At 64.1% G+C, this 25,995-nt stretch carries 26 protein-coding genes and 1 tRNA gene; 14 read left to right on the top strand and 13 right to left on the bottom strand.

The annotated features are described in order from the left end of the window. Positions 1-8: 8 nt before the first annotated feature. The 4 genes from Q3C01_RS11255 to Q3C01_RS11240 all read left to right on the top strand — a co-directional run bounded on the left by Q3C01_RS11255 (position 9) and on the right by Q3C01_RS11240 (position 3,388). Positions 9-869, top strand: coding sequence for a PCC domain-containing protein (locus Q3C01_RS11255; protein ID WP_458145388.1), 861 nt, complete (start codon positions 9-11; stop codon positions 867-869). A 97-nt stretch (positions 870-966) separates the two neighbouring features. Continuing rightward, the gene (locus Q3C01_RS11250) at positions 967-1,743 is read left to right on the top strand and encodes an AAA family ATPase (protein WP_458145387.1); all 777 of its coding nucleotides are present in this window, start codon (positions 967-969) and stop codon (positions 1,741-1,743) included. Between the two features lie 140 nt (positions 1,744-1,883). Beyond that, complete coding sequence (locus Q3C01_RS11245; RefSeq protein ID WP_458145386.1) at positions 1,884-2,435, top strand: SRPBCC family protein; 552 nt, start codon at positions 1,884-1,886, stop codon at positions 2,433-2,435. Positions 2,436-2,437: 2 nt separating this feature from the next. After that, complete coding sequence (locus tag Q3C01_RS11240) at positions 2,438-3,388, top strand: YVTN family beta-propeller repeat protein (protein WP_458145385.1); 951 nt, start codon at positions 2,438-2,440, stop codon at positions 3,386-3,388. A gap of 115 nt (positions 3,389-3,503) precedes the next feature. Here the strand turns inward: Q3C01_RS11240 and Q3C01_RS11235 are convergent, their stop codons facing one another. The 6 genes from Q3C01_RS11235 to Q3C01_RS11210 form a co-directional block, all read right to left on the bottom strand. Beyond that, positions 3,504-4,430: a nucleoside hydrolase gene (locus tag Q3C01_RS11235; RefSeq protein WP_458145384.1), complete on the bottom strand. Its 927-nt coding sequence runs from the start codon at positions 4,428-4,430 to the stop codon at positions 3,504-3,506. A gap of 125 nt (positions 4,431-4,555) precedes the next feature. Beyond that, a complete protein-coding gene (locus Q3C01_RS11230; RefSeq protein WP_458145383.1) occupies positions 4,556-5,200 on the bottom strand; it encodes an HAD family hydrolase in 645 nt (214 codons plus the stop codon). A gap of 62 nt (positions 5,201-5,262) precedes the next feature. Beyond that, positions 5,263-5,889 (bottom strand): 2-hydroxychromene-2-carboxylate isomerase, encoded by a 627-nt coding sequence (locus Q3C01_RS11225; protein WP_458145382.1) that lies wholly within the window; start codon positions 5,887-5,889, stop codon positions 5,263-5,265. Positions 5,890-5,966: 77 nt separating this feature from the next. Beyond that, a complete protein-coding gene (gene uvrA / locus Q3C01_RS11220) occupies positions 5,967-8,945 on the bottom strand; it encodes an excinuclease ABC subunit UvrA (RefSeq protein ID WP_458145381.1) in 2,979 nt (992 codons plus the stop codon). Positions 8,946-9,212: 267 nt separating this feature from the next. Further along, entirely contained in the window at positions 9,213-9,875 is a 663-nt protein-coding gene (locus Q3C01_RS11215; RefSeq protein WP_458145380.1) for an outer membrane protein, read from the bottom strand. Positions 9,876-10,118: 243 nt separating this feature from the next. After that, on the bottom strand, positions 10,119-10,889 hold the full coding sequence (locus Q3C01_RS11210) for an outer membrane protein (RefSeq protein ID WP_458145379.1): 771 nt from the start codon (positions 10,887-10,889) through the stop codon (positions 10,119-10,121). A 446-nt stretch (positions 10,890-11,335) separates the two neighbouring features. On the opposite strand from Q3C01_RS11210, the gene Q3C01_RS11205 reads away from it, so the two are divergent. The 3 genes from Q3C01_RS11205 (at position 11,336) to gyrA (ending at position 15,384) form a co-directional block, all read left to right on the top strand. After that, the gene (locus Q3C01_RS11205) at positions 11,336-11,827 is read left to right on the top strand and encodes a single-stranded DNA-binding protein (RefSeq protein ID WP_458145378.1); all 492 of its coding nucleotides are present in this window, start codon (positions 11,336-11,338) and stop codon (positions 11,825-11,827) included. A 251-nt stretch (positions 11,828-12,078) separates the two neighbouring features. Continuing rightward, the gene (locus Q3C01_RS11200) at positions 12,079-12,477 is read left to right on the top strand and encodes a DUF2306 domain-containing protein (RefSeq protein WP_458145377.1); all 399 of its coding nucleotides are present in this window, start codon (positions 12,079-12,081) and stop codon (positions 12,475-12,477) included. A 168-nt stretch (positions 12,478-12,645) separates the two neighbouring features. Continuing rightward, complete coding sequence (gene gyrA, locus Q3C01_RS11195) at positions 12,646-15,384, top strand: DNA gyrase subunit A (RefSeq protein WP_458145376.1); 2,739 nt, start codon at positions 12,646-12,648, stop codon at positions 15,382-15,384. A 102-nt stretch (positions 15,385-15,486) separates the two neighbouring features. On the opposite strand, the gene Q3C01_RS11190 is transcribed toward gyrA, so the two are convergent. Then, positions 15,487-17,340 (bottom strand): potassium transporter Kup, encoded by a 1,854-nt coding sequence (locus Q3C01_RS11190; RefSeq protein WP_458145447.1) that lies wholly within the window; start codon positions 17,338-17,340, stop codon positions 15,487-15,489. 182 nt (positions 17,341-17,522) lie between these two features. After that, positions 17,523-17,780, bottom strand: coding sequence for a hypothetical protein (locus Q3C01_RS11185; protein ID WP_458145446.1), 258 nt, complete (start codon positions 17,778-17,780; stop codon positions 17,523-17,525). Positions 17,781-18,028: 248 nt separating this feature from the next. On the opposite strand from Q3C01_RS11185, the gene coaD reads away from it, so the two are divergent. From coaD to Q3C01_RS11155, 6 genes are all read left to right on the top strand, one after another. Beyond that, on the top strand, positions 18,029-18,526 hold the full coding sequence (coaD, locus tag Q3C01_RS11180) for a pantetheine-phosphate adenylyltransferase (RefSeq protein ID WP_458145375.1): 498 nt from the start codon (positions 18,029-18,031) through the stop codon (positions 18,524-18,526). Between the two features lie 36 nt (positions 18,527-18,562). Further along, positions 18,563-19,138, top strand: coding sequence for a peptidylprolyl isomerase (locus tag Q3C01_RS11175; RefSeq protein ID WP_458145374.1), 576 nt, complete (start codon positions 18,563-18,565; stop codon positions 19,136-19,138). 8 nt (positions 19,139-19,146) lie between these two features. Then, a complete protein-coding gene (locus Q3C01_RS11170; protein WP_458145373.1) occupies positions 19,147-19,557 on the top strand; it encodes a hypothetical protein in 411 nt (136 codons plus the stop codon). Next, positions 19,554-20,018, top strand: a complete 465-nt coding sequence (locus Q3C01_RS11165) for a peptidylprolyl isomerase (protein WP_449382537.1) — start codon at positions 19,554-19,556, stop codon at positions 20,016-20,018. The genes Q3C01_RS11170 and Q3C01_RS11165 overlap by 4 nt, the downstream gene beginning before the upstream one ends. A 120-nt stretch (positions 20,019-20,138) precedes the next feature. Then, positions 20,139-21,212, top strand: coding sequence for a tRNA preQ1(34) S-adenosylmethionine ribosyltransferase-isomerase QueA (gene queA, locus Q3C01_RS11160; protein WP_458145372.1), 1,074 nt, complete (start codon positions 20,139-20,141; stop codon positions 21,210-21,212). Between the two features lie 72 nt (positions 21,213-21,284). Then, positions 21,285-21,359: transfer RNA gene (locus tag Q3C01_RS11155), tRNA-Cys, on the top strand. A gap of 155 nt (positions 21,360-21,514) precedes the next feature. On the opposite strand, the gene Q3C01_RS11150 is transcribed toward Q3C01_RS11155, so the two are convergent. After that, positions 21,515-22,552: an aspartate-semialdehyde dehydrogenase gene (locus Q3C01_RS11150; RefSeq protein ID WP_458145371.1), complete on the bottom strand. Its 1,038-nt coding sequence runs from the start codon at positions 22,550-22,552 to the stop codon at positions 21,515-21,517. Positions 22,553-22,563: 11 nt separating this feature from the next. On the opposite strand from Q3C01_RS11150, the gene Q3C01_RS11145 reads away from it, so the two are divergent. Next, positions 22,564-22,821, top strand: a complete 258-nt coding sequence (locus Q3C01_RS11145) for a hypothetical protein (RefSeq protein WP_458145370.1) — start codon at positions 22,564-22,566, stop codon at positions 22,819-22,821. Between the two features lie 10 nt (positions 22,822-22,831). On the opposite strand, the gene Q3C01_RS11140 is transcribed toward Q3C01_RS11145, so the two are convergent. The 4 genes from Q3C01_RS11140 to Q3C01_RS11125 all read right to left on the bottom strand — a co-directional run bounded on the left by Q3C01_RS11140 (position 22,832) and on the right by Q3C01_RS11125 (position 25,834). Next, positions 22,832-23,410 (bottom strand): PepSY domain-containing protein, encoded by a 579-nt coding sequence (locus Q3C01_RS11140; protein ID WP_458145369.1) that lies wholly within the window; start codon positions 23,408-23,410, stop codon positions 22,832-22,834. 304 nt (positions 23,411-23,714) lie between these two features. Further along, positions 23,715-24,455, bottom strand: coding sequence for a TetR/AcrR family transcriptional regulator (locus Q3C01_RS11135; protein WP_458145445.1), 741 nt, complete (start codon positions 24,453-24,455; stop codon positions 23,715-23,717). A 32-nt stretch (positions 24,456-24,487) separates the two neighbouring features. Beyond that, positions 24,488-24,655: a hypothetical protein gene (locus Q3C01_RS11130; protein WP_458145368.1), complete on the bottom strand. Its 168-nt coding sequence runs from the start codon at positions 24,653-24,655 to the stop codon at positions 24,488-24,490. 63 nt (positions 24,656-24,718) lie between these two features. After that, positions 24,719-25,834: a patatin-like phospholipase family protein gene (locus Q3C01_RS11125; protein WP_458145367.1), complete on the bottom strand. Its 1,116-nt coding sequence runs from the start codon at positions 25,832-25,834 to the stop codon at positions 24,719-24,721. Positions 25,835-25,995: the final 161 nt, after the last annotated feature.

Here is a 25,995-nt window from a genome sequence, read left to right as displayed (position 1 = left end):
CGCTGATCATGCGGAGCATCAAGCAGCCGGGCACGCCGGTCGCGGAGCGTATCCAGTGGGTGGAGGTGAGGGGGCGGGCCTTCGCGTTCAGGCTCGAGGCCGGCATGCCGCTGCTCGAAGCTGCGCGCCGCGGCTTTGCGGCGGAGGGCTTTGCCGGTGGCGTTCTCAGCTTCGGTCAAGGTGCACTGGGCCCGTTCGCTTACGTGATGCCGGCGCTGTCCAAGACTGGCGAGAACGCCGCATTCTACAGCGATACCTTTCGCCCCCAGGGCATGACGCGCTTGAAGCTCGGCAGCCTGACGCTGGGCAGGCGCGACGGCGCGCCGTTCTTTCACTGCCACGGGCTCTGGACCGAGGCGGACGGTCGCGCCAGCGGCGGCCACATGCTGCCGGAGGAGACTGTCGTTGCCGAGCCGTTCGAGGTCGCGGCGTTCGGTATCGACGGCGCGATGTTCACGGCGGAGCCTGACGGCGAAACCAACTTCAAGCTGTTCGGGCCGGTGGCTTGTCCGCCGAGCGGTGCCCGCACCACCAGCCGCGCCTTCGCGCTGCGGCTCCGGCCAAACCAGGACTTTGCCGGCGCGCTCGAAGGCTTCTGCCGTGAGCACGGCATCGCGCGCGCGAAAATCCATGGCGGCGTCGGCTCGACCATCGGCGCGCGCTTCACCCATGGCGGCGTGACCGAGCCGTTTGCGACCGAGCTGGCGGTGACCGCCGGCGCGATCGCGCCCGGCGCCTCCGGTGCGCTGGAGGCGGAGCTCGATGTCGCCCTGGTCGACTACACCGGCGGCCTCGCCGACGGCCGCCTGGTTCGTGGCGACAATCCCGTGCTGATGACGATGGAGCTGGTGCTGGAAGTGCTGGACTAGGGTGCTGCCGGGGCTTGTGCTGCTTGGCAGATGCCACTTCCTTCGCGATGATGTTCTTATTATGTTCTCAGGATGAGAGCAGGCTGAGGAGCCGAGAATGGGCCGGAGAGGCAATCGCACGATCAACCTGCCGGCGCCGTATCTAAAGCGGGTCTGGCTCGATGCGCCCAAAATTGGCGATCGCGAAGCCTATCCGTTCTGCCTTCCCATCTTCGCGGGCGACTTCGAACTTTGCTTTGACTCGGCCACCACCATCATTGTCGGCGAGAATGGCGCCGGCAAGTCCACCATTCTGGAAGGCATTGCTGCTCTTGCCGGCTACGACGAAGCAGGCGGTGGAAAGGGCTACAGGCCGGTCGATCATTCCAGTGCGCTGGAGAAGATGGGCGGCCAGCTCTCGAAGGCGCTGCGCGCGAGCTGGCTGCCCAAGATCACCAACGGCTGGTTCTTCCGCGCCGAAAGTTTCTTCTCGGTGGCGCGTTACCTCGATCAAGCGGCGCTCGACGACCCGTTCGGAGGCCCGCCACCGGACTTCCTCTCCCACTCCCATGGTGAAGGCTTCCTGCGCTTTTTCGAGGAGCGCTGCCAGCGCCAGGGCATTTTCATCTTCGACGAGCCGGAATCTGCGCTCTCACCGTCGCGCCAGATCGAATTCCTGAAGTTGCTGCGGCGGATGGAAGACTCCCGCATCTGCCAGGTCATCATGGCCACGCACGCGCCGATGCTGATGGCCTATCCCAATGCGACCCTGCTGCGACTGACCAAAGGCGGACTGGAGCCGGTGACCTTGTGGGAGACCGACCATTTCAAGGTGATGCGCGAGTTCTGCGATGATCCGGCCGGATTCATCGATGCAGCGCTCCAGGACGAGTAGGGCACGGGACAAGGGGGTGAACACGCCCCCCCAGACCACCGGGTACCACGAAGGGCCTCGATCCCGTCCAAAACTGCGCTACGATGCCCGCAGCGCGCGTCAGTCGCGCAAGGTCAACGAGACGCGAACGAGGATACGACATGAGGGTGACGACGAGGACGGCGCTGGCCGTGATGGCGGCGCTGGCGGTGGGGACGACGGCTCTTACAGCAGCCTGGGCGCATGGACCGACCCGGCAGAAGGTGCGGGAATCCATCGAGATCAACGCGCCGCAGGCCAAGGTCTGGGCGGTGATCTCCAATTTCCAGGACATGAGCTGGCTCGCGGGCGTCAGCAAGACCGAGGGCGAGAAGGGCAACGAGATCGGGGCAACGCGGCGCCTGACGCTGGGGACCGGCGCGACCATCGACGAGGAGCTCTACAAATACGAGCCCGATATGATGAGCTATTCGTACCGGATCACGGCCGTCGACGTGAAGGTGCTCCCGGTCACCAATTATTCCTCGACGCTGACGGTGTCGCCCGCGCCCGAAGGCAAGACCAAGCTGGAATGGGCCGGCGCGTTCTATCGCGGTTTTCCCAACAATGACCCGCCGCCGGAGTTGAGCGACGAGGCCGCCAAGCAGGCGGTGAGCGGGCTCTACAAGGGCGGCCTCGAGGCGCTGAAGAAGAAGATCGAGAGCGGAAGCTGAGCGTGCGCGTTCTGGTGCTGGCGGCGCTGGCCGCCAGCTTTGCAGCAAACCTCGGCCGTGCCGCGGCCGAGGAGGCGTTCGTCACCAACCAGCTCAGCGATGAGCTCACGGTGGTGGATCTCGCGACCTCGCGCGCCGTCGCCACGGTTCCGATCGGCGGCAAGCCGGCGGGCGTCGCCGTCTCCGCCGACGGTCGTTTTGCCTATGTGACGAGCCCTGACGGCAAAGCGTTGGCCGTGGTCGACGCCGCGGCGCGCAGCGTGATTGGCCGTGTCGACGTCGGCGGCGGCCCGCTCGGCATCGCTGTGGCGCCCGATGGCAAGGCCGTCTACGTCGCCGACTGGTATGCGGCGGCGGTGCGCGTGATCGACCCGCAGGCGAGGGGCGTCGTGGCGAGCATTGCGGTCGGCGCCTCGCCTTCCGGGCTCGCGGTGACGCCTGATGGCCGCTTGCTGCTGTCGGCGGATCGCGACGACGACAGCATCTCCATCGTCGACACCGCAACACGCGAACGGCGGGCGGTCGTCAAGGTCGGCACGCGGCCGTTCGGCGTCACCATCGATGCCGAGGGCAAGCGCGCGTTCGCGGCCAATGTCGGCTCGAACGACGTCTCCGTGATCGATATCGCCGAGGCGCGCGAGACCGGCCGCGTGCCGGTGGGCATGCGGCCCTATGCGGTGGCGCTGGCCTTAGGCCGCGGCTTCGTCACCGACCAGTATGGCGGCACGGTCAGCGTATTCGATCTCGCAACGCTGAAGCCCGTCAAGCGGATCAGTGTCGGCGACTATCCGGAAGGCATCGCCGCGACCGCCGACGGCAAGCGCATCATCGTGGCGAATTGGGAGAGCAATACGCTCAGCATCATCGATGCCGTCGAGCTGAAGCTGATCGGCGAGGTCAAGGTCGGCGACGGCCCGCGTGCGTTCGGGGCGTTTCTCAGGCGAACGGAGTAAAATTCGTAGGGTGGGTTAGCGAAGCGTAACCCACCTCTTTACTCACCGCGCGTCGAGAGAAGCGGTGGGTTGCGCCAGCGGACCGCGCTTCGCGCAGCCGCAGGGCTAACCCACCCTACGACGTCTTCGCCGCGGCAAATGCCTTCAGCTTCAAAAAGAAGTCCCGCAAAATCGGATTGCGATCGACGTAGGTCACGTACCGGATCGCATGCCGCCTGCGATCGATGCTCCACGTCATCTGCTCCGTCACGACCGGTGCGGGAATGATCACGCTCGGCGCCCAATCGGGATTGAGAAGCCAGCCTACCGGCGCCATGTCCCAGATTTCCTTCGACCAGCCGAGATGATCGGACGAATACTCCTTGAAGCGCATCGCCAGGAACGCGCCAATGTTACCGCGCGGTTCGACGTAGCGCTCGATCTCCGGCACCGTGCTGTGCAGATGGGAGGTAACCCCCTTGCACGGTACGAGCACCAGGGGCACGCCGCTGTCGAACAGCACCTGGGCGCCGCCGACATCCTGCTTGAGATTGAACTCGATGGTGTGCGGCCATTCCAGCGCATGGCCCCCAAGCCACACCACCACGACGCGATCCCTCATATCGGGCGCTTTGAGAAGCACCGAGGCAACGTTGCTGATGGCACCGATGGCAACGATGTAGAGCGGCCTGTCAGGCGATCCGGCCCGCGCTCGCGCGATCATGTCATCGACCGCCGGCGCCTCGCGGGCTTGCTTCTGGGCGCCGACATAGTCGGTGACCCCGCGATGAACCAGACCCTCAGGCGAAACGTTCAGACGCTCCAGCAGGCGCAGGATTTCCTGATAGCTCAGCTCCATGCCGTGGCCCGGGCTGTCCGCGCGCTTGTTGAAGAACGGCGCGGCGTAGATCGCCTCGACGTCGAAACGCTCCTTCGAGAGCAGCAACTGGACGAGCGCAAACTGATCGTCGATTTCGTTGTAGGTATCGGTGTCGAGCACGACGCGCACCCTGCCGACAGGCGGCGCCAGGAGTTTTAAACGGGCGGCTTCCGTGATGGGCATCGTCACCTCCTTATCAGTGCGTAGGGTGGGTTAGCCCTGCGGCTGCGCGAAGCGCAGTCCGCTAGGCGTAACCCACCTCTTCGCGTGCGACGGCAAAAGTGGTGGGTTACGCTTCGCTAACCCCCCTACGCTTGCTTCAGCGGGGACCGACATAGCACATCCGCAATCTCGTCGATCCGCTCGAATGTGTGATCCGGCCCTTGCCCCCGTAACGCTGCCGGCGCGGCATAGCCCCAGCAAACAGCGCCGCAGGCAATGCCAACGCTGCGCGCCGCCTCGATGTCGCGAACCTCGTCACCGATCGCGATGACCTGTGCCGGCTGTACGCCAGCGCGGCGGATGACCCGGCGGAATTTGGCGGGCTTACCGAACAGCGAGGCGGCACAGTCGAAATGCGCGAACAGATGAGCTGCCGCACCTAACTTCTCGCGCGCATTGGCTTCGCTGTCCGAGGTCACCAGTGCGAGTTGCACGCCGCCTGCGGCAAGCGTCTGCAGCATGGCCTCGACGCCGGCGAACAGGGAAATCTCCGCCATCGCCTCCGCCTTCAGTCGCCGCGCATGCCGCGCGATTGCCGGCAGCTTCCATAAGGGCACCTCGAGATGATTCAGAATTTCACGGGTCCCGGCATGCCGCAGCCCCTCGACATCCTCATCCGCCACGCGGCGAAAGCCGAAGCGATCGGCAACGTCGTTGATGTTGCGCAGAAACCACGGAAAGCTGTCGGCGAGCGTGCCGTCGAGATCGAAGATGGCGAGGGAGTAGGGCATTCACACCTGAAATGAGACGCGGCCGGTCGACCACATTCAAAGCTACCCGCGCCTCATGGTGATCACACGCGAACGACCGGATTCTCGCGACGTAGTCGCCAATTCAACATTTCCAGCCGATCATTGCCGAAAAACACTTCGGTCTCATAGACAAAAGTTGGGACGCCGAAGATTCCGTTCGCATAGGCGGTCTCTGTTTCGGCAGTCAAAGTCGCACGGGAATCGAACGAAATGGACCGGTAAGCCAGATCTGGATCTCTGCCCGCGCGCGAGAGACATTCTGCGAGGATTTGTGGATCGGCGATGTCGCGCTGCTCTTGCCATAGCGCGGCGAATACCGCCTTCCGGAAGGCTTCATGGCCCTCTGGATCGAGCTGTGCGGCCGCGCAGAGAGCGGCTATCGAGTTTGGACGTTGCGGCTTTGGCGGACGGAGTGGCGCGCCGTAAAACGCCGCATTGCGGCGGACATCGGCAATGAGATGCGCACGTTTCGGTCCCGACAATGGATCGACGTACTGTGCCCAGGCTTCTCGACCGGCTTGCAAATTCAGCAACACATCAATCGAGACGGGCCGCCAGCGCCATGTGAAGCCAGGCGGGAGCGCAAACGATCCCGCACAGATTCGATAGTTAGCGAAGTAAGCGTATGGCGACCTGAAATCGTAGTAGGCGGTTATGATTGCGGACATCAAAATGACTCTGGCAAAGGTATCGGAGGAATACGCCGGTGCTGTAGCGTCTGTTGCCGAATGCTCACGGTTGGCGTCTACTCCGCCGCCTCGCTCGTGCTCCTCCGCTTCGGCTTGCCTGCCTTCTTTAGCACCGGCTCCAGAAACTTGCCGGTGTAACTCCTTGGTGCCTTGACGATGTCCTCCGGCGGGCCCCAGGCGACGATTTCGCCGCCGCCGTCGCCGCCTTCGGGGCCGAGGTCGATGACCCAGTCTGCGGTTTTGATGACTTCGAGATTGTGCTCGATGACGACGACCGTATTGCCCTGTGCGACCAGCTCGTGCAGCACCTCCAGAAGCTTCTTCACGTCATGGAAGTGCAGGCCCGTCGTGGGCTCGTCCAGAATGTAGAGCGTGCGTCCCGTCGCGCGCTTTGACAACTCTTTTGCCAGCTTGACGCGCTGGGCTTCACCGCCGGACAGCGTGGTCGCCTGCTGGCCGACATGGATGTAGTCGAGGCCCACGCGGTGCAGGGTGTTGAAAGTCTCACGGACGCGCGGCACGGCCTTGAAGAAATCGGCGGCTTCCTCGACGGTCATGTCGAGCACGTCGGCGATGCTCTTGCCCTTGAACAACACCTCCAGCGTCTCGCGGTTGTAACGTTTTCCCTTGCAGACGTCGCAGGTGACGTAGACGTCGGGCAGGAAGTGCATCTCGATCTTGATGACGCCGTCGCCCTGGCAGGCCTCGCAGCGGCCGCCCTTGACGTTGAAGGAGAAGCGGCCGGGCTCGTAGCCGCGTGCCTTCGCCTCGGGCAAGCCCGCAAACCATTCGCGGATCGGCGTGAAGGCGCCGGTGTAGGTCGCGGGATTCGAGCGCGGGGTGCGGCCAATCGGCGACTGGTCGATGTCGATGATCTTGTCGATGTGCTCGAGGCCTTCGATGCGGTCGTGGGGAGCTGCGCCTTCGCTGGCGCCGTTCAGCTTGCGGGCGATGGCGCGGTAGAGCGTATCGATCAAGAGGGTCGACTTGCCGCCGCCGGAGACGCCGGTGACGCAGGTGAACAGGCCGAGCGGAATCTCCGCCGTGACGTTCTTCAAATTGTTGCCGCGCGCGTTCACCACCTTGATGGTGCGGCGATGGTTCGGCGGACGCCGCTCCGGTACCTCGACCTCGAGCTCCCCGGTGAGGTATTTGCCGGTGAGCGATTTCGGGTTGCGCATGATCTCGGCGGGCGTGCCTTCGGCGACGATGTTGCCGCCATGCATGCCGGCGCCGGGGCCGATGTCGAGCACGTAGTCGGCGAGGCGAATGGCGTCCTCGTCATGCTCGACCACGACCACGGTATTGCCGAGATCGCGCAGGCGCTTCAGCGTATCGAGCAGGCGCGCATTGTCGCGCTGGTGCAGGCCGATCGAGGGCTCGTCCAGCACGTAGAGCACGCCCGTCAGGCCTGAACCGATCTGCGAGGCCAGGCGGATGCGCTGGCTCTCACCGCCGGACAGCGTACCTGATGAGCGCGACAGCGTGAGATAATTGAGGCCGACGTCGAGCAGGAAAGTGAGGCGCTCGCGGATCTCCTTGAGAATCCGTCCCGCGATCTCGTTCTGCTGCTTGTTCAGCGCTTCCGGCACGCCCTCGAACCACTCGCCGGCGCGCCTCACCGAGAGCTCGGAGATCTCGCCGATATGCTTGCCGCCGACCTTGACGCACAGCGCCTCCGGCTTCAGCCGAAAGCCCTTGCAGGCCTCGCAGGGGACGTCGTGAAAGTACTTCGCCAGCTCCTCGCGCGCCCACTCGCTCTCGGTCTCGCGATAGCGGCGGTTGATGTTGGTGATGACGCCCTCGAACGGCTTCTTGGTGTCGTAGGAGCGGACGCCGTCCTCGTAGGAGAACTTGATCTCGTCCTCGCCGGAGCCGTAGAGAATCGCGTCTTTCGTCTTCTTCGCCAGATCCTTCCACTTGGTGTCGAGCGTGAATTTGTAGTGCTTGCCGAGCGCGGTCAGCGTCTGCACGTAATAGGGTGACGACGATTTGGCCCACGGCGCGATCGCGCCCTTGCGCAGGGTCATCTCCTTATCGGGGATGACGAGATCCTCGTCGACATGCTGCTCGACGCCGAGGCCGCCGCAGGCGGGACACGCGCCGTAGGGATTGTTGAACGAGAACAAGCGCGGCTCGATCTCGGGGATGGTGAAGCCGGAGACGGGGCAGGCGAACTTCTCCGAGAACAGGATGCGCTCGGGGCCGCTCTTGTCGTGGATCTTGGCGGTCTTCTTTTTCTCTTCGGCCGGAGCGGCTGCCGCCGGGCTATCTGCGAACTCGACGACGGCAAGGCCCTCGGCGAGCTTCAGCGCTGTCTCAAAGCTCTCAGCGAGGCGCTGACCGATATCGGCGCGCACCACGATGCGGTCGACGACGACGTCGATGTCGTGCGGAAATTTCTTGTCGAGGTTAGGGGCCTCCGCAAGCTCGTAGAAGGTGCCGTCGATCTTGACGCGCTGAAAGCCCTTCTTGAGCCATTCGGCGAGCTCCTTCCTGTACTCGCCCTTGCGGCCGCGCACGACCGGAGCGAGCAGATAAAGGCGGGTGCCTTCGGGCAGCGCCAGCACGCGGTCGACCATCTGCGAGACGGTCTGGCTCTCGATCGGCAGACCGGTCGCGGGTGAATAGGGCACGCCGACGCGCGCCCACAAAAGGCGCATATAGTCGTAGATCTCGGTGACGGTGCCGACGGTCGAGCGCGGGTTCTTCGAGGTGGTCTTCTGCTCGATCGAGATGGCGGGCGACAGGCCGTCGATCTGGTCGACGTCCGGCTTCTGCATCATCTCGAGGAACTGGCGGGCATAGGCCGAGAGCGACTCGACGTAGCGGCGCTGGCCTTCGGCGTAGATGGTGTCGAAGGCGAGCGAGGACTTTCCGGAGCCGGACAATCCGGTGAACACCACGAGCTTGTCGCGGGGAATCTCGACGTCGATGTTCTTGAGGTTGTGCTCGCGCGCGCCACGGATCGTAATTGCGCGCAGGCTCGAGCCCGCGTTCTGTTGTTGGCGCTTCGCCTTGATCACTTCGTCCATCCCAGTGGTCCCCAAGGAGATTCCCACGCAGCGCGACCGCGCCGGCGTTCAGGCGCGCCTCGCCCGGAACCGGGGATGGACGCCGTTGGGTAGGCTGCGAACGTAGGAAGAACGAGAACGGATTTCCAGTGCGAGTTGCGAATCGTCAACGATTTGTTGGCGCGCTGGCGGCACTTGGCAGTAGGTCCGCGGCCGGAAGCGCCGGAGCAAACAAAAAGGCCAGTGCAAGGCCGGCCTTTCCGTTGAGAATTGATGCTGAGGCGAGGCTCAGTACTTCGCTACGATCGGGCCGCCGAAGTGATAGTTCACGCCGACCTGCACGCTGTGCAGTTCGATCGTGCCCGAGGGCAGGCCGAAGTAGTCCTCGCTGCCAAGGCTGCGGAACAGATATTCGCCCTTGACCGACCAGTTCGGGGCAAAGAACGCCTCGATACCCGCACCAACGGTCCAGCCGGAGTGGAAGTGGCTTTCCGACGCCGTGACTCCGAGCGCGGTCATGCTGAGCTTGTTGTCGATCCAGGCATAGCCGCCGGTGCCGTAGAACAGCACCTGGTCGACGGCGAAGCCGACGCGGCCGCGCACGGTGCCGAGCGCGTTGATGCGGCTGGTGGCGGTAACGCCGGCCGCAGTGATCGACGCGTTGACGTCAGCCCAGCCGCCATCGGCTTCGAGACCGTACACGATGTTGCCGGCCTGCCAGTTGTAGCCGACCGTGCCGCCGGCGAATCCGCCCTTCATCTTCGGGTCGGTGGAGGTGTTTTCCGAAGCGTAGCCGCCGAAGCCACCGAGGTAAAAGCCGGTCCAGTTATAGACCGACGCTGCGGCTACCGGGGCCTTGGTGTAGGGGCGGGCCGCCAGATCGGCTGCCACGGCCGGAGCGAACGCGCTGAGTGCGAACAAGCTGGCCGAAGCCAACAAAACCTTCTTCATTTTCAACTTAATCCCCAGTCCCAGTTTCTGTTTTTGCCTTCCGTGCGCGGAAGGGCAGCGGACGCTCAGGTCCAGCTGATGTCGTGCTTACAACAGTGAAGCTGCGAATTGTGTGTCCGGGATGCCACACTAGGCCCAAAACAGGTTAGTATAACTGACCTATTCGCGCGACAGTTGTACCCCGCGCAGCAAAAAAGGCCGGCGCAAGGCCGGCCTTTTCGACAGGAAGAGGTTTGGCGAAGATCAGTACTTCGCGATCAGCGGGCCACCCCAACGGTAGTTCAGGCGGACGAGGCCCATATCGACGTCCTGGCCGATTCGGTCGCTGCCGAATGACACGCCGCCGGGCGCCGTGAAGCCAATGGTGCGGTGGCCCAGGAAGATGTGGTCGTATTCGACACCAACCGACCAGTTCGGCGCAAAGCCAAATTCCAGGCCGGCGCCCACCGTGCCACCCCAACGGGTCTCGTTGGCCGAGGCCAGCTGCGCGCCGCTCGGTATGTCGAAGACGTCATACTTGTCGCCGACAACTGCACCGCCGCCCTTCACGTAGAACAGCACGTTGTTCCAGGCGTAGCCGATTTGGCCGGTGATCAGGCCGAATGCGTCGATGCGCGAACGGTTGCGGTCGGTCGGGAAGACGGAGCTGGTGTTATCGCCCCGGAAGTCGGCCCAGTTGCCCTGGCCTTCGAAGCCGAACACCCACTGGCCGGTCTGCCAGCGGTAGCCGATCTGACCACCGACCGTGCCGCCGGTTGCATTGTGGCAGCCTTCACCCACGAGACTGCCGGGAACGCCAGTCACGAAGCCGGTGCTGTCGACGAAGTCCCAGCATTTGTGGGACGAACCGCCGCCGCCGTTGATGCCGATGTAGAAGCCGCTCCAGTCGTAAATTGCGGCGATCGCCGGGGGCGGAGCCTTCACGTATGGGCGTGCCGCGAGATCCGCTGCGCTCGCCGGAGCCGACAGGCTCAGCGCAACCGCACCAACAACCCCCACCACAATCTTCTTCATTTCTGTCTCTCCGGCTGTGCCGCTTCCTTCGTTCCCGAAGCGGTCAATCAGGCGCGACGCCCAATGAATTGATGTTGCGGCGAGCCTAGTCTGATTTGGGGGTAGAGTCCGTCTCCAAAAAGCAACAGTCGCGCGTGAAGTGAGCGGTTCCTAAGTTAATGAATGTTAAGTCGTATTCCTGTGCGCGGGAACCCAAAAAAGTTCCATGCGGTTCCGATAATTTGCAAGGTGTGCAACCTGATGTTGCCGCCGTATTCCGTCACCGCTTGCGCAAGAACAAAGCTGGAACATTGGCGAAGCCGGTGCTATATGTGGGGATAACCTGCGGGACCGCGGGCTCGACGATACGCGCGAGCGTATAGGGTCCCTCAGCAAGCGGCAGCGAGCGGTTTTGGCACGGCTCCGGCCTTTTCGAACAATTTCGCAGTTTGGAGTGGAGAGCGGCGATGGCGGGAAGCATCAACAAGGTCATTCTGGTCGGCAACCTCGGCAAGGATCCGGAAATCCGCCGCACCCAGGACGGGCGGGCGATCGCCAATCTGAGCGTCGCGACGTCGGAGACCTGGCGCGACAAGGCAACCGGCGAGCGCAAGGAAAAGACCGAGTGGCACCGCGTCGTGATCTTCAACGAGGGGCTCGCGAAGGTCGCGGAGCAGTACCTGAAGAAGGGCGCCAAAGTTTACGTCGAAGGCGCGCTGCAGACCCGCAAATGGACCGACCAGAGCGGCGCCGAAAAATACTCGACCGAGGTTGTGCTCCAGGGCTTCAACTCCAACCTCACGATGCTCGACGGCCGTGGTGGCGGGGGAGGCGGCAGCTTCGGCGAGGAGCCGGGCGGCGACTTCGGCTCCTCTGGCCCCGTGAGCAGCGCGCCGCGCCGCGCGGTCGCCGCCGGCGGTGGCCGCAACAGCGACATGGACGACGACATCCCGTTCTGAGCGGACTTGCCGTTCTAAGCGGACTTACCGTTCTAAGGGGACTTGCCGTTCTAAGGGACTGGTTCGGCGCCTTCGCACAAAGGGTCAGTATCTCTTACCAATTTGCTGATCAGGCTGGTGTTTACTGGCCGGGTTGATGTTGTGCCTGAGGATTTGGTGTTCGCGCAATGTGAATGGTATTCACTTGATGTTAATGCTATTTACATTGCTTGCGCCGGCCTCCCAGGCGCCATCGCCAGGACGCCTCAGTCATGACCCTCGCCCCGCTGCTTGACGCCGCTCCAGCCATTCCGCTCCACGCCTTTGCGGCGATGACCGCCTTCGTGCTCGGCGTCGTACAGTTCGCGGCTCCCAAGGGCACGCTGCCGCACCGGACCGTCGGCTGGATCTGGGTGGCGCTGATGGCTATCGTGGCAGCGTCATCGTTCTGGATCCACCAGATCCGGCTGGTAGGGCCGTTCAGTCCGATTCATCTGCTGTCGATCTTCACGCTCGTGATGCTGCCGCTCGCGGTATGGCGGGCGCATACCCATCGTGTCGCCGATCACCGGCGCATCATGATCTTCATGTTCATCGGCGCGCTGGTGGTCGCGGGGCTGTTCACGCTGCTGCCGGGACGCATCATGCATCACGTGATTTTCGGCTCGTAAAACAGGGTTCCATAGGGCCCTTTCCGGGTACTCCCGGCGATACTTCGCGGAAGCCGTAAGTCGTTGGAAAAATAAGCGGAAAAAGCGCCTCCCGGGAGTGCGCGAGGGTGGTTATCAGACCCTCGATGCGCTATATGATTCCCGGACAGAAATTCACCGGATTCCCCCTTGGCTGACGACGACAACGACACGCCCGGCGACAAGCCGGAGCATCCTTCGGATATTCGCCCGATCTCGATCCTCGACGAGATGAAGAAGTCGTACCTCGATTACGCCATGAGCGTGATCGTGGCGCGCGCGCTGCCCGATGCGCGCGACGGCTTGAAGCCGGTGCACCGGCGCATCCTCTTCTCGATGAACGAGGAGGGCTATACACCCGACAAGAAGCACAAGAAGTCCGCCGGCATCGTCGGCGACGTCATGGGCCAATACCACCCGCATGGCGACCAGGCGATCTATGACGCGCTGGTGCGCATGGCGCAGCCCTTCTCGATGCGCGAACTGCTCGTGGACGGGCAGGGCAATTTCGGCTCGGTCGACGGCGATCCGCCGGCTGCGATGCGCTACACCGAGTCGCGCCTGACCAAGATCGCGCTCAAACTGCTCGAGGACATCGAGAGCGAGACGGTCGACTTCCAGGACAATTATGACGGCTCGACCAAGGAGCCGGTGGTCCTGCCGGCGCGGTTCCCGAACCTGCTGGTCAACGGCGCCGGCGGCATCGCCGTCGGCATGGCCACCAACATCCCGCCTCACAATCTGGGCGAGGTGATCGACGCTTGCCTGGCGTTGATCGACAATCCTACGCTCACCATCGACGAACTGAACCACATTATCCCAGGTCCGGATTTCCCGACCGGCGGCATCATCCTGGGGCGCCAGGGCATCCGCAGCGCCTACCATCTCGGCCGCGGCTCGATCGTGATGCGCGGCAAGGTCGAATTCGAGACCATTCGCAAGGAACGCGAGGCGATCGTCATCACCGAGATCCCGTATCAGGTGAACAAGGCGACGATGGTCGAGCGCATCGCCGAGCTCTACAAGGAAAAGAAGATCGAGGGCATTTCCGACCTGCGCGACGAGTCCGACCGCGATGGCTATCGCGTCGTCGTCGAGCTCAAGCGCGACGCCATGCCCGACGTGGTTCTGAACCAGCTCTACAAGTTCACGCCCTTGCAGACGAGCTTCGGGGTCAACAGCGTCGCGCTCGACTCGGGCCGTCCGCAGACGATGAACCTGAAGGACATGCTGACGATCTTCGTCGGCTTCCGCGAGCAGGTCGTCACCCGCCGCACCAAGTACAAGCTGCGCAAGGCGCGCGAACGAGCCCATGAGCAGGTTGGTCTTGCGATCGCCGTCGCCAATATCGACGAGATCATTCGCGTGATCCGGACTTCGCCCACGCCGGCCGTCGCGCGCGATACCCTGATGACGCGCGACTGGCCGGCGCGTGACGTCGAGGACATCATCACGCTGATCGATGATCCCCGCCACCGCATCAACGCGGACGGCACCATCCGTCTGTCGCTGGAGCAGGCCAGGGCCATCCTGGAATTGCGCCTCGCGCGCCTCACGGCGCTCGGCCGCGACGAGATCGGCGACGAGCTGTCCAAACTCGCCGGCGAGATCGGCGACTATCTCGACATCCTGCGTTCGCGCGCCCGTATCCTCGACATCGTCAAGACCGAGCTCGCCGAGGTGAAGGCGGAATTCGCGACGCCGCGCCGCACCGTGATCATGGAGCAGGAAGGCGAGGTCGAGGACGAAGACCTTATCCAGCGCGAGGACATGGTCGTCACGGTCTCCCATGCCGGCTACGTCAAGCGCGTGCCGCTGTCGGCCTACCGCGCGCAGCGCCGCGGCGGCAAGGGCCGCGCCGGCATGCAGACCCGCGACGAGGATTTTGTGTCGCGCCTGTTCGTGGCCTCCACACACACGCCGGTGCTGTTCTTCTCGTCCCGCGGCCAGGTCTACAAGGAGAAGGTCTGGCGCCTGCCGATGGCGGCGCCGAATGCGCGCGGCAAGGCGCTGATCAACATCCTGCCGCTGGAGCAGGGCGAGCGCATCACCACCATCATGCCGCTGCCGGAGGATGAGTCGACCTGGGGCCAGCTCGACGTGATGTTCGCGACCACCGGCGGCAATGTCCGGCGCAACAAGCTGTCCGACTTCGTCGACGTCCGCCGCTCCGGCATCATCGCGATGAAGCTCGACGACAATGAATCAATTGTCGACGTGCAGATCTGCACCGAGCGTGACGACGTTCTGCTGACCGGCGCCGGCGGCCAATGCATCCGCTTCCCCGTCACCGACGTGCGCGTGTTCACCGGGCGTACCTCGATGGGCGTGCGCGGCATCGCGCTCGCGAAGGCCGACAAGGTGATCTCGCTGGCGATCCTGCGCCATGTCGAGACGACCTCGGACGAGCGTTCGGCCTACCTGAAGATGCGCCGCGCGGTCGCAGGCGAAGGCGCGACTGATGAGGCCGCAGAGGCCGAAACCGAGGAGACGTCGGGCGCGAGCGAGCTCTCGCAGGAGCGTTATGTCGAAATGTCGGCGGCCGAGCAGGTGGTGCTGACCGTCTCCGTCAACGGCTATGGCAAGCGAACCTCGTCCTACGAGTACCGTACCACCGGCCGCGGCGGCAAAGGCATCGTCGCGATGAGCGTCAACAACCGCAACGGCAATCTGGTGGCGTCTTTCCCGGTGGAAGAGGCCGACCAGATCATGCTGGTGACCGACAAGGGCCAGCTGATCCGCTGCCCGGTCGAAGGCATCCGCATCGCCGGGCGTTCGACGCAGGGCGTGATCGTGTTCGACACCGCCGACGACGAGCACGTGGTCTCGGTCGAGCACATCACCGAAGAGGCCGAGAACGGCAACGGCGAGAGCGGGAACGGCGAGTAGGCCGGTCGCGTAGCCCGGGTCGAGCGAGAGCGAAACCCGGGATCTTCGTGATGGTAAGCAAGGACCCGGATGTCGCTTCGCTCCATCCGGGCTAAGGCCTCGCTAGATCTCCAGCTCCGTGCCGAACTCCACCACCTGCCCGGTCGGCACGCCGAAGAATGCCGCGGAACGTTCGGCGTTGCGTTGCAGGAAGGCAAACAGCGATTCTCGCCAGACCCACATGCCCGGAATGTCCTCGCTCGGGATGATGGTCTCTCGGCCGACGTAATAGGTGATGTCGGAGAGATCGATGCCGGGCAGCTTGCCCTGCCGGCAGGCGAGCTTCAGCCCCTCATAGATGGTCGGGTTCTGCATGAAGCCATAATGCAGGACCACGCGCGTGATCGCCGGGATGATCTCGATCACCTCGGTGCGCTCCTCGTCGGGCACGTGCGGGATTTCCTCGATCAGGACTGTCACGAGCAGTACCCGTTCGTGCAGGACGCGGTTGTGCTTGACGAACTGCGTCAGGGCGAGCGGCACGCCTCTCGGCGCCGAAGCGAGATAGACGGCGGTGCCGGGCAGGCGGGCGCGGCATTTGTTGACCGCGGTCTCGATCAAATCCTCCTCGGGCTGGCGGAGCTTCGCACGAGCGTGCTCGACGAGTTTTACGCCACTGCGCCAGGTCAGCATCAGGAAGGCGACGAGGCCGGCGAGCAGCAGCGGAAACCAGCCGCCCTCGAACAGCTTGATCGAATTGGCCGCGAAGAAGATCACATCGATCGCGAAAAAGAAGCCGTTGACCGCGACCACGAGCCAGGGCGAATAGCCCCACTGGATCGCAACCAGCGCGGCGAGCAGCGTCGTGATCGCCATCAACAGCGACACCGCGATGCCGTAGGCGCCGGCGAGCGCGTCCGACGTGCCGAAGGCGAGCACCGCGCCGAGCGTTGCGGCGGCGAGCAGCCAGTTCACCAGCGGCACATAGATCTGGCCGATCGCATCGCTGGTGGTGTGACGGATCTGCATCCGCGGCAGGAAGCCGAGCTGGATCGACTGCTGGGTCAGCGAGAACACGCCCGAGATGATCGCCTGCGAGGCGATCACGGTCGCAACCGCCGAGAAGGCGACCAGCGGGTAGTGCAGTGCATCCGGGCAAAGCTGGAAGAACGGATTCTCGATCATCGTGGGGTCGGTGATCAGGAGGGCGGCCTGGCCGAAATAGTTGAGCACCAAGGCCGGCAGGCAGATGGCGAACCAGGCCAGCCGGATCGGCAGGCGCCCGAAATGCCCCATGTCGGCATACATCGCCTCGCCGCCGGTCACCGCCAGGAAGGCCGCGCCGAGGATCGCGAAGGAGACGTGGAAATCCTGGTGGATCAGGAATTCGAAGGCATAGAGCGGGCTCAGCGCGGCAAGCACTGCCGGTGCCTTGACGATGCCGTGGATGCCGAGCGCGGCGAGCACGCCGAACCAGGCCAGCATGACGGGACCGAAGATCCGGCCGATGAAGCCGGTGCCCTGCTTCTGCATCATGAACAGGCCAATCAGGATGGCGATCGTGACGGGCACTACGACCGGCGCGAGCGACGGTGCATCCACTTTCAGGCCTTCGATGGCGCTCAGCACCGAGATCGCTGGCGTGATCGCGCCGTCGCCATAGAGCAGGGCGGCACCGACGAGGCCGACCACCAGGAGATGCGCGCGCCAGGTGCCTGGTTGCGCCTGACGAGCATGCAGCAGTGCCAGCAGTGCCACGATGCCGCCTTCGCCGCGGTTATCGGCGCGCAGAATCAGAAGCGCATATTTCAGCGAGATGATCAGGAGCAGCGCCCACAGGATCAGGGACGCAACACCGAGCACGGCGTCCTGGGTCAGGGCCCCGCCATGGGCAGCCGCCTTGGCGGCTTCCTTCAGGGCATAGAGCGGGCTGGTGCCGATATCGCCATAGACGACGCCGAGGGCGCCCATGGTCATGGCAAGCGGCAGCGGATTGGGATGGTGGCCGGTAGCGACAGCTGGCGTACTGGACAATGGCAACCCCCTGATGGCGACGCGCCCGCCGGGATATCCGGGAGGGCGCGGTCGTCAGCTCAGTCTGCGACGAGACGTCGCAAATTTCCATGGGGTTTGTGTGACGCCAGATTAGGCAGCGTGGCCTACGGCGTCCGGTCGGCGGTCACCAGGCGCGCCTCTCGGACATCCGCCTTGGTGCCGGCGCGGCGCAGGCAGGAGGCTTCGAAGTTCGGCCAGGCCTGCTGCGAGCAATCCTTGCCGATGACGCGGATGTCCAGCCGGTCACCCTTGGCGAGGGGCTGCGGCACGCTGGCTTCGACGGTCGGAGCGAAACCTGGCAGCACGGTCAGAGCCGCAGCAACGCACGCAGCAACAGTGATCGCTGAAAGAGCCTTTATCATCGACGGTCCCCTGTGATGCGGCCGCTGCGCCTGCTTGCGGCCCGTCATTTCGTTGCGCGGATTAGTAACCATGGCCAGTTTCCGGACGTCTTCGCGGATGCGGGAAATGGTTTCGTTCGCCATCCGTTTTGTTTCGTCGATGCCCTAGGGACGAAACAGTCCAGGGGAGTCCGACATTTCTCGCCGGAAAAACGGGCAGGGAACCCGGCTGGCTTGCCGGGCAGGGCGGGGCGCGGTAGGAGGAGGCCATGCCGCGTATCGCCTTTTATCCGGGTTCCTTCGACCCCATCACCAACGGCCATCTGGACGTGGTCCGGCATGCCGTTCCCCTGTGCGACCGGCTGGTCGTCGCGCTCGGCGTGCACCCCGGCAAGAAGCCGCTGTTCTCGGTCGAAGAGCGGCTCAAGATGCTCCACGACGTCTGCGGGCCGATCGCTGCCCAGGCCGGCTGCGCCTTCGAAGCCACGACCTTCGACGACCTGACCGTCACCGCGGCGCGCAAGCACGGAGCAACCATCATGATCAGGGGTCTTCGCGACGGCACCGACCTCGACTACGAGATGCAGCTCGCCGGCATGAACGAGGCCATGGCGCCAGAGGTGCATACCGTCTTCCTGCCGGCCTCACCCATGGTCCGCCCGATCACCGCCACACTGGTGCGCCAGATCGCCGGCATGGGCGGGGATATCTCGGCATTCGTGCCGCCGCTCGTCGCAAGCCAGCTCAAGGCAAAATTCGCCGGCTAACGGCGCGCGTTTCATCTCATCTGATCCGGAGTTTTCATGATCCGTCGTCTCGCAATTCTTGCCACGATTTTTGCCGCGCTGATCGGCATTGCGCCTGCGGTCGCTCAGACGCTGCCGGCCGGCCTCGACAAGGCCAACGCGCTCGTCATCGACACCACCAAGGGCCGCATCGTCATCAAGCTGCGCACGGATCTTGCGCCCCAGCATGCCGAGCGGCTGAAGCAGCTCGCGCGCGAGGGCTTCTACAACAACGTGCCATTTCACCGCGTGATGGACGGCTTCATGGCGCAGACCGGCGACGGCCAGAACGGCAACGGCACCGGCGGCTCGAAATATCCGAACCTGAAGCAGGAATTCTCCAAGGTGCACTTCGCCCGCGGCATCGTCGGCATGGCCCGCCGCGGCGACAGCGTCGACAGCGCCAATTCGCAGTTCTTCATCATGTTCACGGACGCGCCGAGTCTCGATGGTCAGTACACCGTGGTCGGCGAGGTCGTGCAGGGCATGGACGTCGTCGACAAGCTGAAGAAGGCTTCAGCCGGATCCGCGAGTGGCACCGTCACCGATCCCGACAAGATGGTGAAGGTGCAGGTCGCCTCCGACATCAAATAGGAGAGACGATGGCGCGCCGCGGCCAAAAGCTCCTCGCAGCTGCCGCGGTGCTACTGCTCGGCATCACGAGCGCGTCTGCGGAGGACGACAAGGTCAATACCATCCGCGATGTCTTTGTGCGGCTGGGCCTCTGCTGGAAGCCGCCGCCGCCTGCAAAGGCTCGCCCCATCGACATCACCGTCGTCGTGAGCTTTAACCGCGCCGGAGAGATTTTGGGCCATCCGCGGATTACCTATGAATCCAAGGACGCCTCGGACGATGACCGGCTGCAATACCGGATCGCCGTGATGGAGGCATTGCAACGCTGCACGCCGATGCCATTTACCGAAACGATGGCCGGCGCCGCTGCGGGGCGTCCATTCGCGGTCCAGTTCCACGGCCGGAAGACTTCACCCCCAACCCCAGAGAGAAAAGCATGAGCGTCACCGAAAACACCCTGATCCTCGAAACCACGCAGGGCCCCGTCACCATCGAGATGCGGCCCGACCTCGCGCCTGGCCATGTTGCGCGCATCAAGGAGCTGGTCCGCGAGGGCTTCTACGACGGTATCGTGTTCCATCGCGTGATCGACGGCTTCATGGCACAGACCGGCTGCCCGCACGGCACCGGCACGGGCGGCTCCGGCAAGAAGCTGAAGGCCGAGTTCAACAAGGAGCCGCATGTGCGCGGCACCGCCTCGATGGCCCGCGCCGCCAACCCCGATTCCGGCGACAGCCAGTTCTTTATCTGCTTCGACGACGCCCGTTTCCTCGACAACCAGTACACCGTGTGGGGCAAGGTCACCGCGGGCATGGAGAACGTCGACAAGATCAAGCGCGGCGAACCCGTGATGAATCCCGACAAGATCGTCAAGGCGCGCATGGCGGCTGACAAGGAGTAGGCGGGCTTTGCTGGTGTCATGCCCCGCGCAGGCGGGGCATCCAGTAATCACCGGCGGTGGTTAGACTATGATCGTGAGTACTGGATCGCCCGCCTGCGCGGGCGATGACAAGTTCTGAGTATGCGCACCGATCTCTTCGATTTCGACCTGCCCGCCGAGCGCATCGCACTGCGCCCGGCGCATCCGCGCGACTCTGCGAAGCTGCTGGTCGTAGAGGGCGGCGCGCTACGCGATCAGCTCATCTCGGATCTGCCGCAATGGCTGAAGCAGGGCGACCAGCTCGTCGTCAACGACACCAAGGTGATCGCGGCCCAACTCAAGGGCCGCCGCATCGGCCGCGAGACCGAGCCGAAGATCGAGGCGACGCTGATCAAGCGGCTCGACGGCTCGCGCTGGCAGGCGCTGGTGAGGCCGGCGAAAAAGCTCGTTGCCGGCGACCGCATCCGCTTCGGCAACGAGGGCAAGGTCTGCCTGCTCGGTCATCTCGACGCAGAGGTCGAAGCCAAGGGCGGCGAAGGCGAGGTGACGCTGTCGTTCTCGTTCCACGGGCCGACGCTGGATCAGGCCATCGCCGATCTCGGCAGCCCGCCGCTGCCGCCCTACATCGCTTCGAAACGCACGCCGGACGAGCAAGACGCGGCCGACTACCAGACCATGTTCGCCGTGAATGAGGGGGCCGTCGCAGCGCCAACCGCCGGCCTGCATTTCACGCCGGCCCTGGAGCAGGCGTTACGCGCGCGCGGCGTTGGCATCAACCGTGTGACGCTGCATGTCGGCGCCGGAACGTTTCTGCCGGTGAAGGTGGACGACACCGAAGGCCACAAGATGCATGCCGAATGGGGGACGATCTCGGCCGAGACGGCGGACGTGCTGAACAGCGCGCGCAAGAATGGTGGCCGCATCGTCGCGGTCGGCACCACGTCGCTGCGGCTCCTGGAAAGCGCAGCGGATGAGGATGGCACGATCCGGCCGTTCTCGGCCGACACGGCGATATTCATCACCCCCGGCTATCGCTTCCGTGCTGTCGATATCCTGCTCACGAATTTCCACTTGCCCCGCTCGACCCTGTTCATGCTGGTGTCGGCATTCTCTGGGCTCGAGGCGATGAAGCAAGCCTACGCGCATGCCATCGCGGTGGGATATCGGTTCTATTCGTATGGCGACGCGTGCCTGCTAGTTCGTGGGCGGGAGTGAAGCGATCCTTCTGCGCCACACGCCCTGAGGTAGTGGACAGATCGGTGGATGTTTGCGATACCGAGACCTAAGGGGCGCGTGGCGAAATGGGAACGCTGCGGTCTGCAAAACCGCCACGAGCCGGTTCGACTCCGGCCGCGCCCTCCAAAGCGCATTAGTCAGCACGAAGGGTGGGCAAAGCGACTTGTCCGCCGTAGCTCGAAGAGCGAAGGCGGAAGCGTGCCCACCATCTTTCAGCAATTGCGAGAGAAGAGATGGGCACGGCGCTGGCGCGCCTTTGCCCACCCTACGCATCTTCCTCGCTACGCCATCACGCGCTGCGGCAGCAGCTCGGCGATCTGCACGGCGTTGAGCGCCGCGCCCTTCAGGAGCTGATCTGCTGCCACGAACATCGAGATCGAGTGGCCGCTCGGATCGCTGAGATCCTTGCGGATGCGGCCGACGAGGACGTCGTCCTGGCCGGAGGCATCGATGGGCATCGGAAAATAGTTCTTGGCCCGATCGTCGACGACCTTCACGCCGGGCGCCTGGGCCATGATCGCGCGGACCTGGTCCTCGGTGATCGGCTTTTCGCATTCGAAGGTGATGGCCTCGCAATGGGCGCGCAGCACCGGCACGCGGACGCAGGTGACGCCGATGGCGATCTTCTCGTCTTCGAAGATCTTGCGGGTCTCCTTGATGACCTTGGTCTCCTCGTCGTTGTAGCCGGTCTCGGGATCAACGGCGGTGTTGTGGTTGAAGAGATTGAAGGCGTAGGGGTGCGGCATCACCTTGGGCGTATAGACCTGCCCGTTGAGGTTGGCGCGGGTCGATTCGACAAGTTCCTCCATCGCGGCAGCACCAGCGCCGCTGGCGGCCTGGTAAGTCGAGATGATCACGCGCTTGATGCGGTTCTTCTGGTGGATGGGCCAGAGCGGCACCAGCGCAGTGATGGCCGCGCAGTTCGGGTTGGCGATGATGCCCTTGTGCTCACGAATGCGGCTCGCGTTGATCTCGGGGATCACCAGCGGCACGTTCGGGTCCATGCGGAAGGCGGAGGAGTTGTCGACCACGACAGCACCGGACTTCACCGCGAGCGGTGCGTACTTCTTCGAGATGCTGCCACCGGCGGAGAACAGCGCGATGTCGACGCCGTCGAAGGAGCGCTCGCCCAGCTCCTCGATCACGACCGGCTGGCCGCGGAACGACACCGTCTTGCCGGCGGAGCGGGCGCTGGCCAGCGCCTTCAGCTTGCCGACGCGGAAGCCACGCTTGTCCATGGTGGCGATGAATTCGGCGCCCACCGCACCGGTGACGCCGACAATCGCGACGACGGGATCGTTACTCACATTCTCCTCCATTCGATTTGCGCATGATCTTGTCGGAAAACCGGAGTCCACTTTCCCGGATCATGCGTGCAGACAATAAAAAAGCCCCGGACCACGAGGGCGGGGCTTCGGTTGAGCTGATGCGTAAAGTCGACGACTACGCGCGCACGCCTCCCCGGGCCCCGAAGGCCGTGGTGGTTTTCGTCGTGCGTTTCGTCGCGGTCATCATGGCGGCGACTTATGCGGGAGAGTTTTGTCGCCGTCAACGGCTTTTCAGCCCGATCCGGGCTGTAACGGGATAGGCGCCTCGCCTTACCGCCGGCTCGCGGCGCCCGGCGGCTCGAGGATGACCTCCTTGAGGTCGTTGCCGCTCATGACGACGATTGCGAAATTCAGCCGGCCGCCCTCGCGGACCATGCCGCCGCTGATCGCCTTGCCCGAGGCCGCGTGCTCAGCCACGCGCACGGCGTCGGCCAGACGATGCTGGATGGTCTTGAGGGTGGCGAGGTTGCTGCGGTCATCGGCATCGAACTCGTCGAGGGGTGACGCGGCGGCGCCGCCAACGATCTTGCCGGTGGTGGCGTCGATCGCGTGCTGCCAGACTCGGTCATTGTGCAGCGTCTTCACCCGGTAGACCGGCGAAGCTGCGGCGCCGTCAAAACTGACGTCGGCCGTCGTCGAGCCCGCGTGTTGCGCCTCGGCGATCGCCATCGCCTGCCTCAGCGAGATCGCGGAGCCGCGGAACATCGCGAGCTCGCGCTCGACCGCTCGCTGGTCCTGGACGTTGCTGTCGTCGGCCTCGGTCCGAAGCGAAGCCGCCGCGTTGGACGACGCCGCGACTGCATAGACCGGGGCAGGGAGCAGGATCGCCAGCAGGGCGATCGCGAGCAACTGTCTCCAGTATTTCGGCACACGCATTCTTGAACTCTCCATCCTTGAGTCTGACTCTGCCGGCGGATGGTCCGGGCTGTCTTGAACAGAATTGCGCGGCCGACCGGGGGCAACTGGTCGGCCGCGGAGCGTTGCAACAGCGTAGGATGTTGCAACGATCAAAGTCTTAAGAACGGTACAGGCCTGCCAGGGGCTGGGAAGGCATCAGCCCGTACCTCGCTTATAAACTAAACCATACCGTATCGTTTTATTACGATCAAGACGCAATTCGCCCAAGCGTCGGAGTTAACCGGTCACGAATCTGTCAGCGGGACGGGCGGCGCCGAACCGCGCCTTTGGAGATGGCCTGGACTCGGCCCGGGGGGCCGAGCGCACCGGCCAGGAACAGCCGAATTGCCGAGCGCATGCGCTTTTCGGCCGTCTTCATCTCAAGCGGTGTGCCGAACGTCGCCATCCGATGGGTATGGCCGACGACCACGTCGAGAAAGACCTCGGCCGCGATGCCGGTATCCTCGAGATCCATCGCGCCCTGCGCGACCAGATGATCGAAGAAACGCGCCGTCGTGGCGACGGCCTTCATCCAGCCTTCCTCCTTGCCGAGCTTGGCGATGTCGGGGAAGTTGATGGCCTGTGACGTCATCATACGGCTGAAGGCGACGGCGTCGGGACCGCAGGTGAACATCAGCATCTCGCGCCCGATCTCGATCAGGCGCTGCTCGACCGAAATGTCCGAGGGGCGCGTGAGCTGCACCTCGGCGGCCTCGGCAAGTGGCGCCAGCCAGCGGGCGATCTCGCGTCTCAAAACCTCGGCAAACAATCCGCGCTTGTCGCCATAGCGCGCGTACACCGTGGGCTTGCTGACCCGGGCAGCTTCCGCCACGGCATCCAGCGAGGTCGCGTCATAGCCGCGGTCGAGGAACAGGCGTGTTGCGACCTCGATCAGCCGCTGGTCGCGTTCGATGGCGGCGCTCTTGGTCGGCCGGCCGCCGCGCGATCTCGGGACCTCTCGTTTCGCCGCTCTTGTCTTGGTCGCAGTCAATCCCATGCCCAATGATTCCTGCGCGATCGTGATCATCGTCATCGCTCTATAACGCGCAGCAAGAGGGGCGTCACCGCGAATTTGGCCGAATCGGCCTCATCATCAACCGTCTCGGCACGGCGCCGTTCCGCCGACACCCGTGGTGTTGTAAAGCGCGATGAAATTAGGATGAAACGCCATCGCGCTTTAGGTTGTTGTTTGCGCATGATCTTTTCGGAAAACTGCGTCGCACTTTGCGCCAACGCGGCCCTTCGGGTCCGGATCATGCTTTAGGGAAGTGTCGAGCTCCAGGCGCGGCCGGCGGCCGCCTTCTCGTACCCATACTGGTAGAGCGCACGCATATAGGCGGTGTCGAACCCTTGCGAGGGCGGCGAGGGATAATCGCGCTCGATATAGGACAGGTGAAAGCCGAGGTGATTGCGGCGCGCGAAATCGTAGGTCGAGAAGATCACCGAGCGCGTCTGCGACTGCGTGATCGAGGACAGGCTGCGGGAGGCGACCTCGATCGTGCCGTTGGGCACGAGCTCGAAGGTGCGCTCGATCTTCTTGTTGACGAGGATGTAGATGTTCACCCGGCTGTTGCCGGGCAGGCGCCCGTGAAACAGCAGGTCTTCGGGCAGCGTCAGGACCGGCGCTGTCACGCCGCCGTCGACATGCATCTCCTGAAAGTGCCGGCCCTGGCCTTCTGCCTCGATCAGGATCGGCGGAAACACCAGGGGAATGCTGGCGGACGCCGCCATCACATCGCGAAACAGTTTGAGCGCCTCGGGCGTGCCGAGCGCGGCGATCTTGCCCATGTCCCAGACGGCGGTGCGCTGGGTGTCGAGGTCGGTGGTCACGACGAGCAGCTTGCGTCCCTTGGCATGCTCGCGCGCGACCTGCGCCAAAATCTCCGGCCCGACATAACGGGCGACCAGCTCGCGCAGCCGCGTGTTGCCGAACAGGCCGGATCCGAACAGCACGCGCATGATGCTGGGATCGTTCAGCAGGCTCTCCGCGATGCCGCTGGTGTAGAGCTCCCTGAGCGTGTCGTCATATTGTGGTCCGAGGAACGCGAACGGTGCGATGAGACCACCAGTGCTGACGCCCGAGACGACCGAGAACACCGGCCTCGTGCCGGCCGAGGTCCAGCCGTTCAGCACGCCGACGCCATAGGCGCCGTCGGCGCCGCCACCGGATAGCGCCAGGTAGGTCGTGGTCGCTGCGGTGTCGTCCTTGCCGACGCGGAATTTGCTGACGGGCTCGTCGGTGTAGCGGCGCAGGCCGTCGATATCCAGCACGCGCGAGCTGCTCGCATCAGCTGCCGAATATGGCGTCCGCGGCAGGGTCGTGCACCCGGCCAGCGCCAGGCCGCAGAGCAGGGCGGCCGAGCGGAGCAGGCGCATGCCCGTTCTGCCGATCCCGCCGTCGAACGGGATCGATCCGATCAAAAATGAAGGGGAAGGCATTCGCCGTCTGTCACCACCACGCACGCGCCGCCAGCGTCGTCGCCAGCGGCATTCCCATCCTGCCCCTGGTACTAAAACTATACGGTATCGTTTTATTT

It is taken from the genome of Bradyrhizobium sp. UFLA05-109 (assembly GCF_054185165.1).
This window is presented reverse-complemented; position numbering and strand designations above follow the sequence as displayed.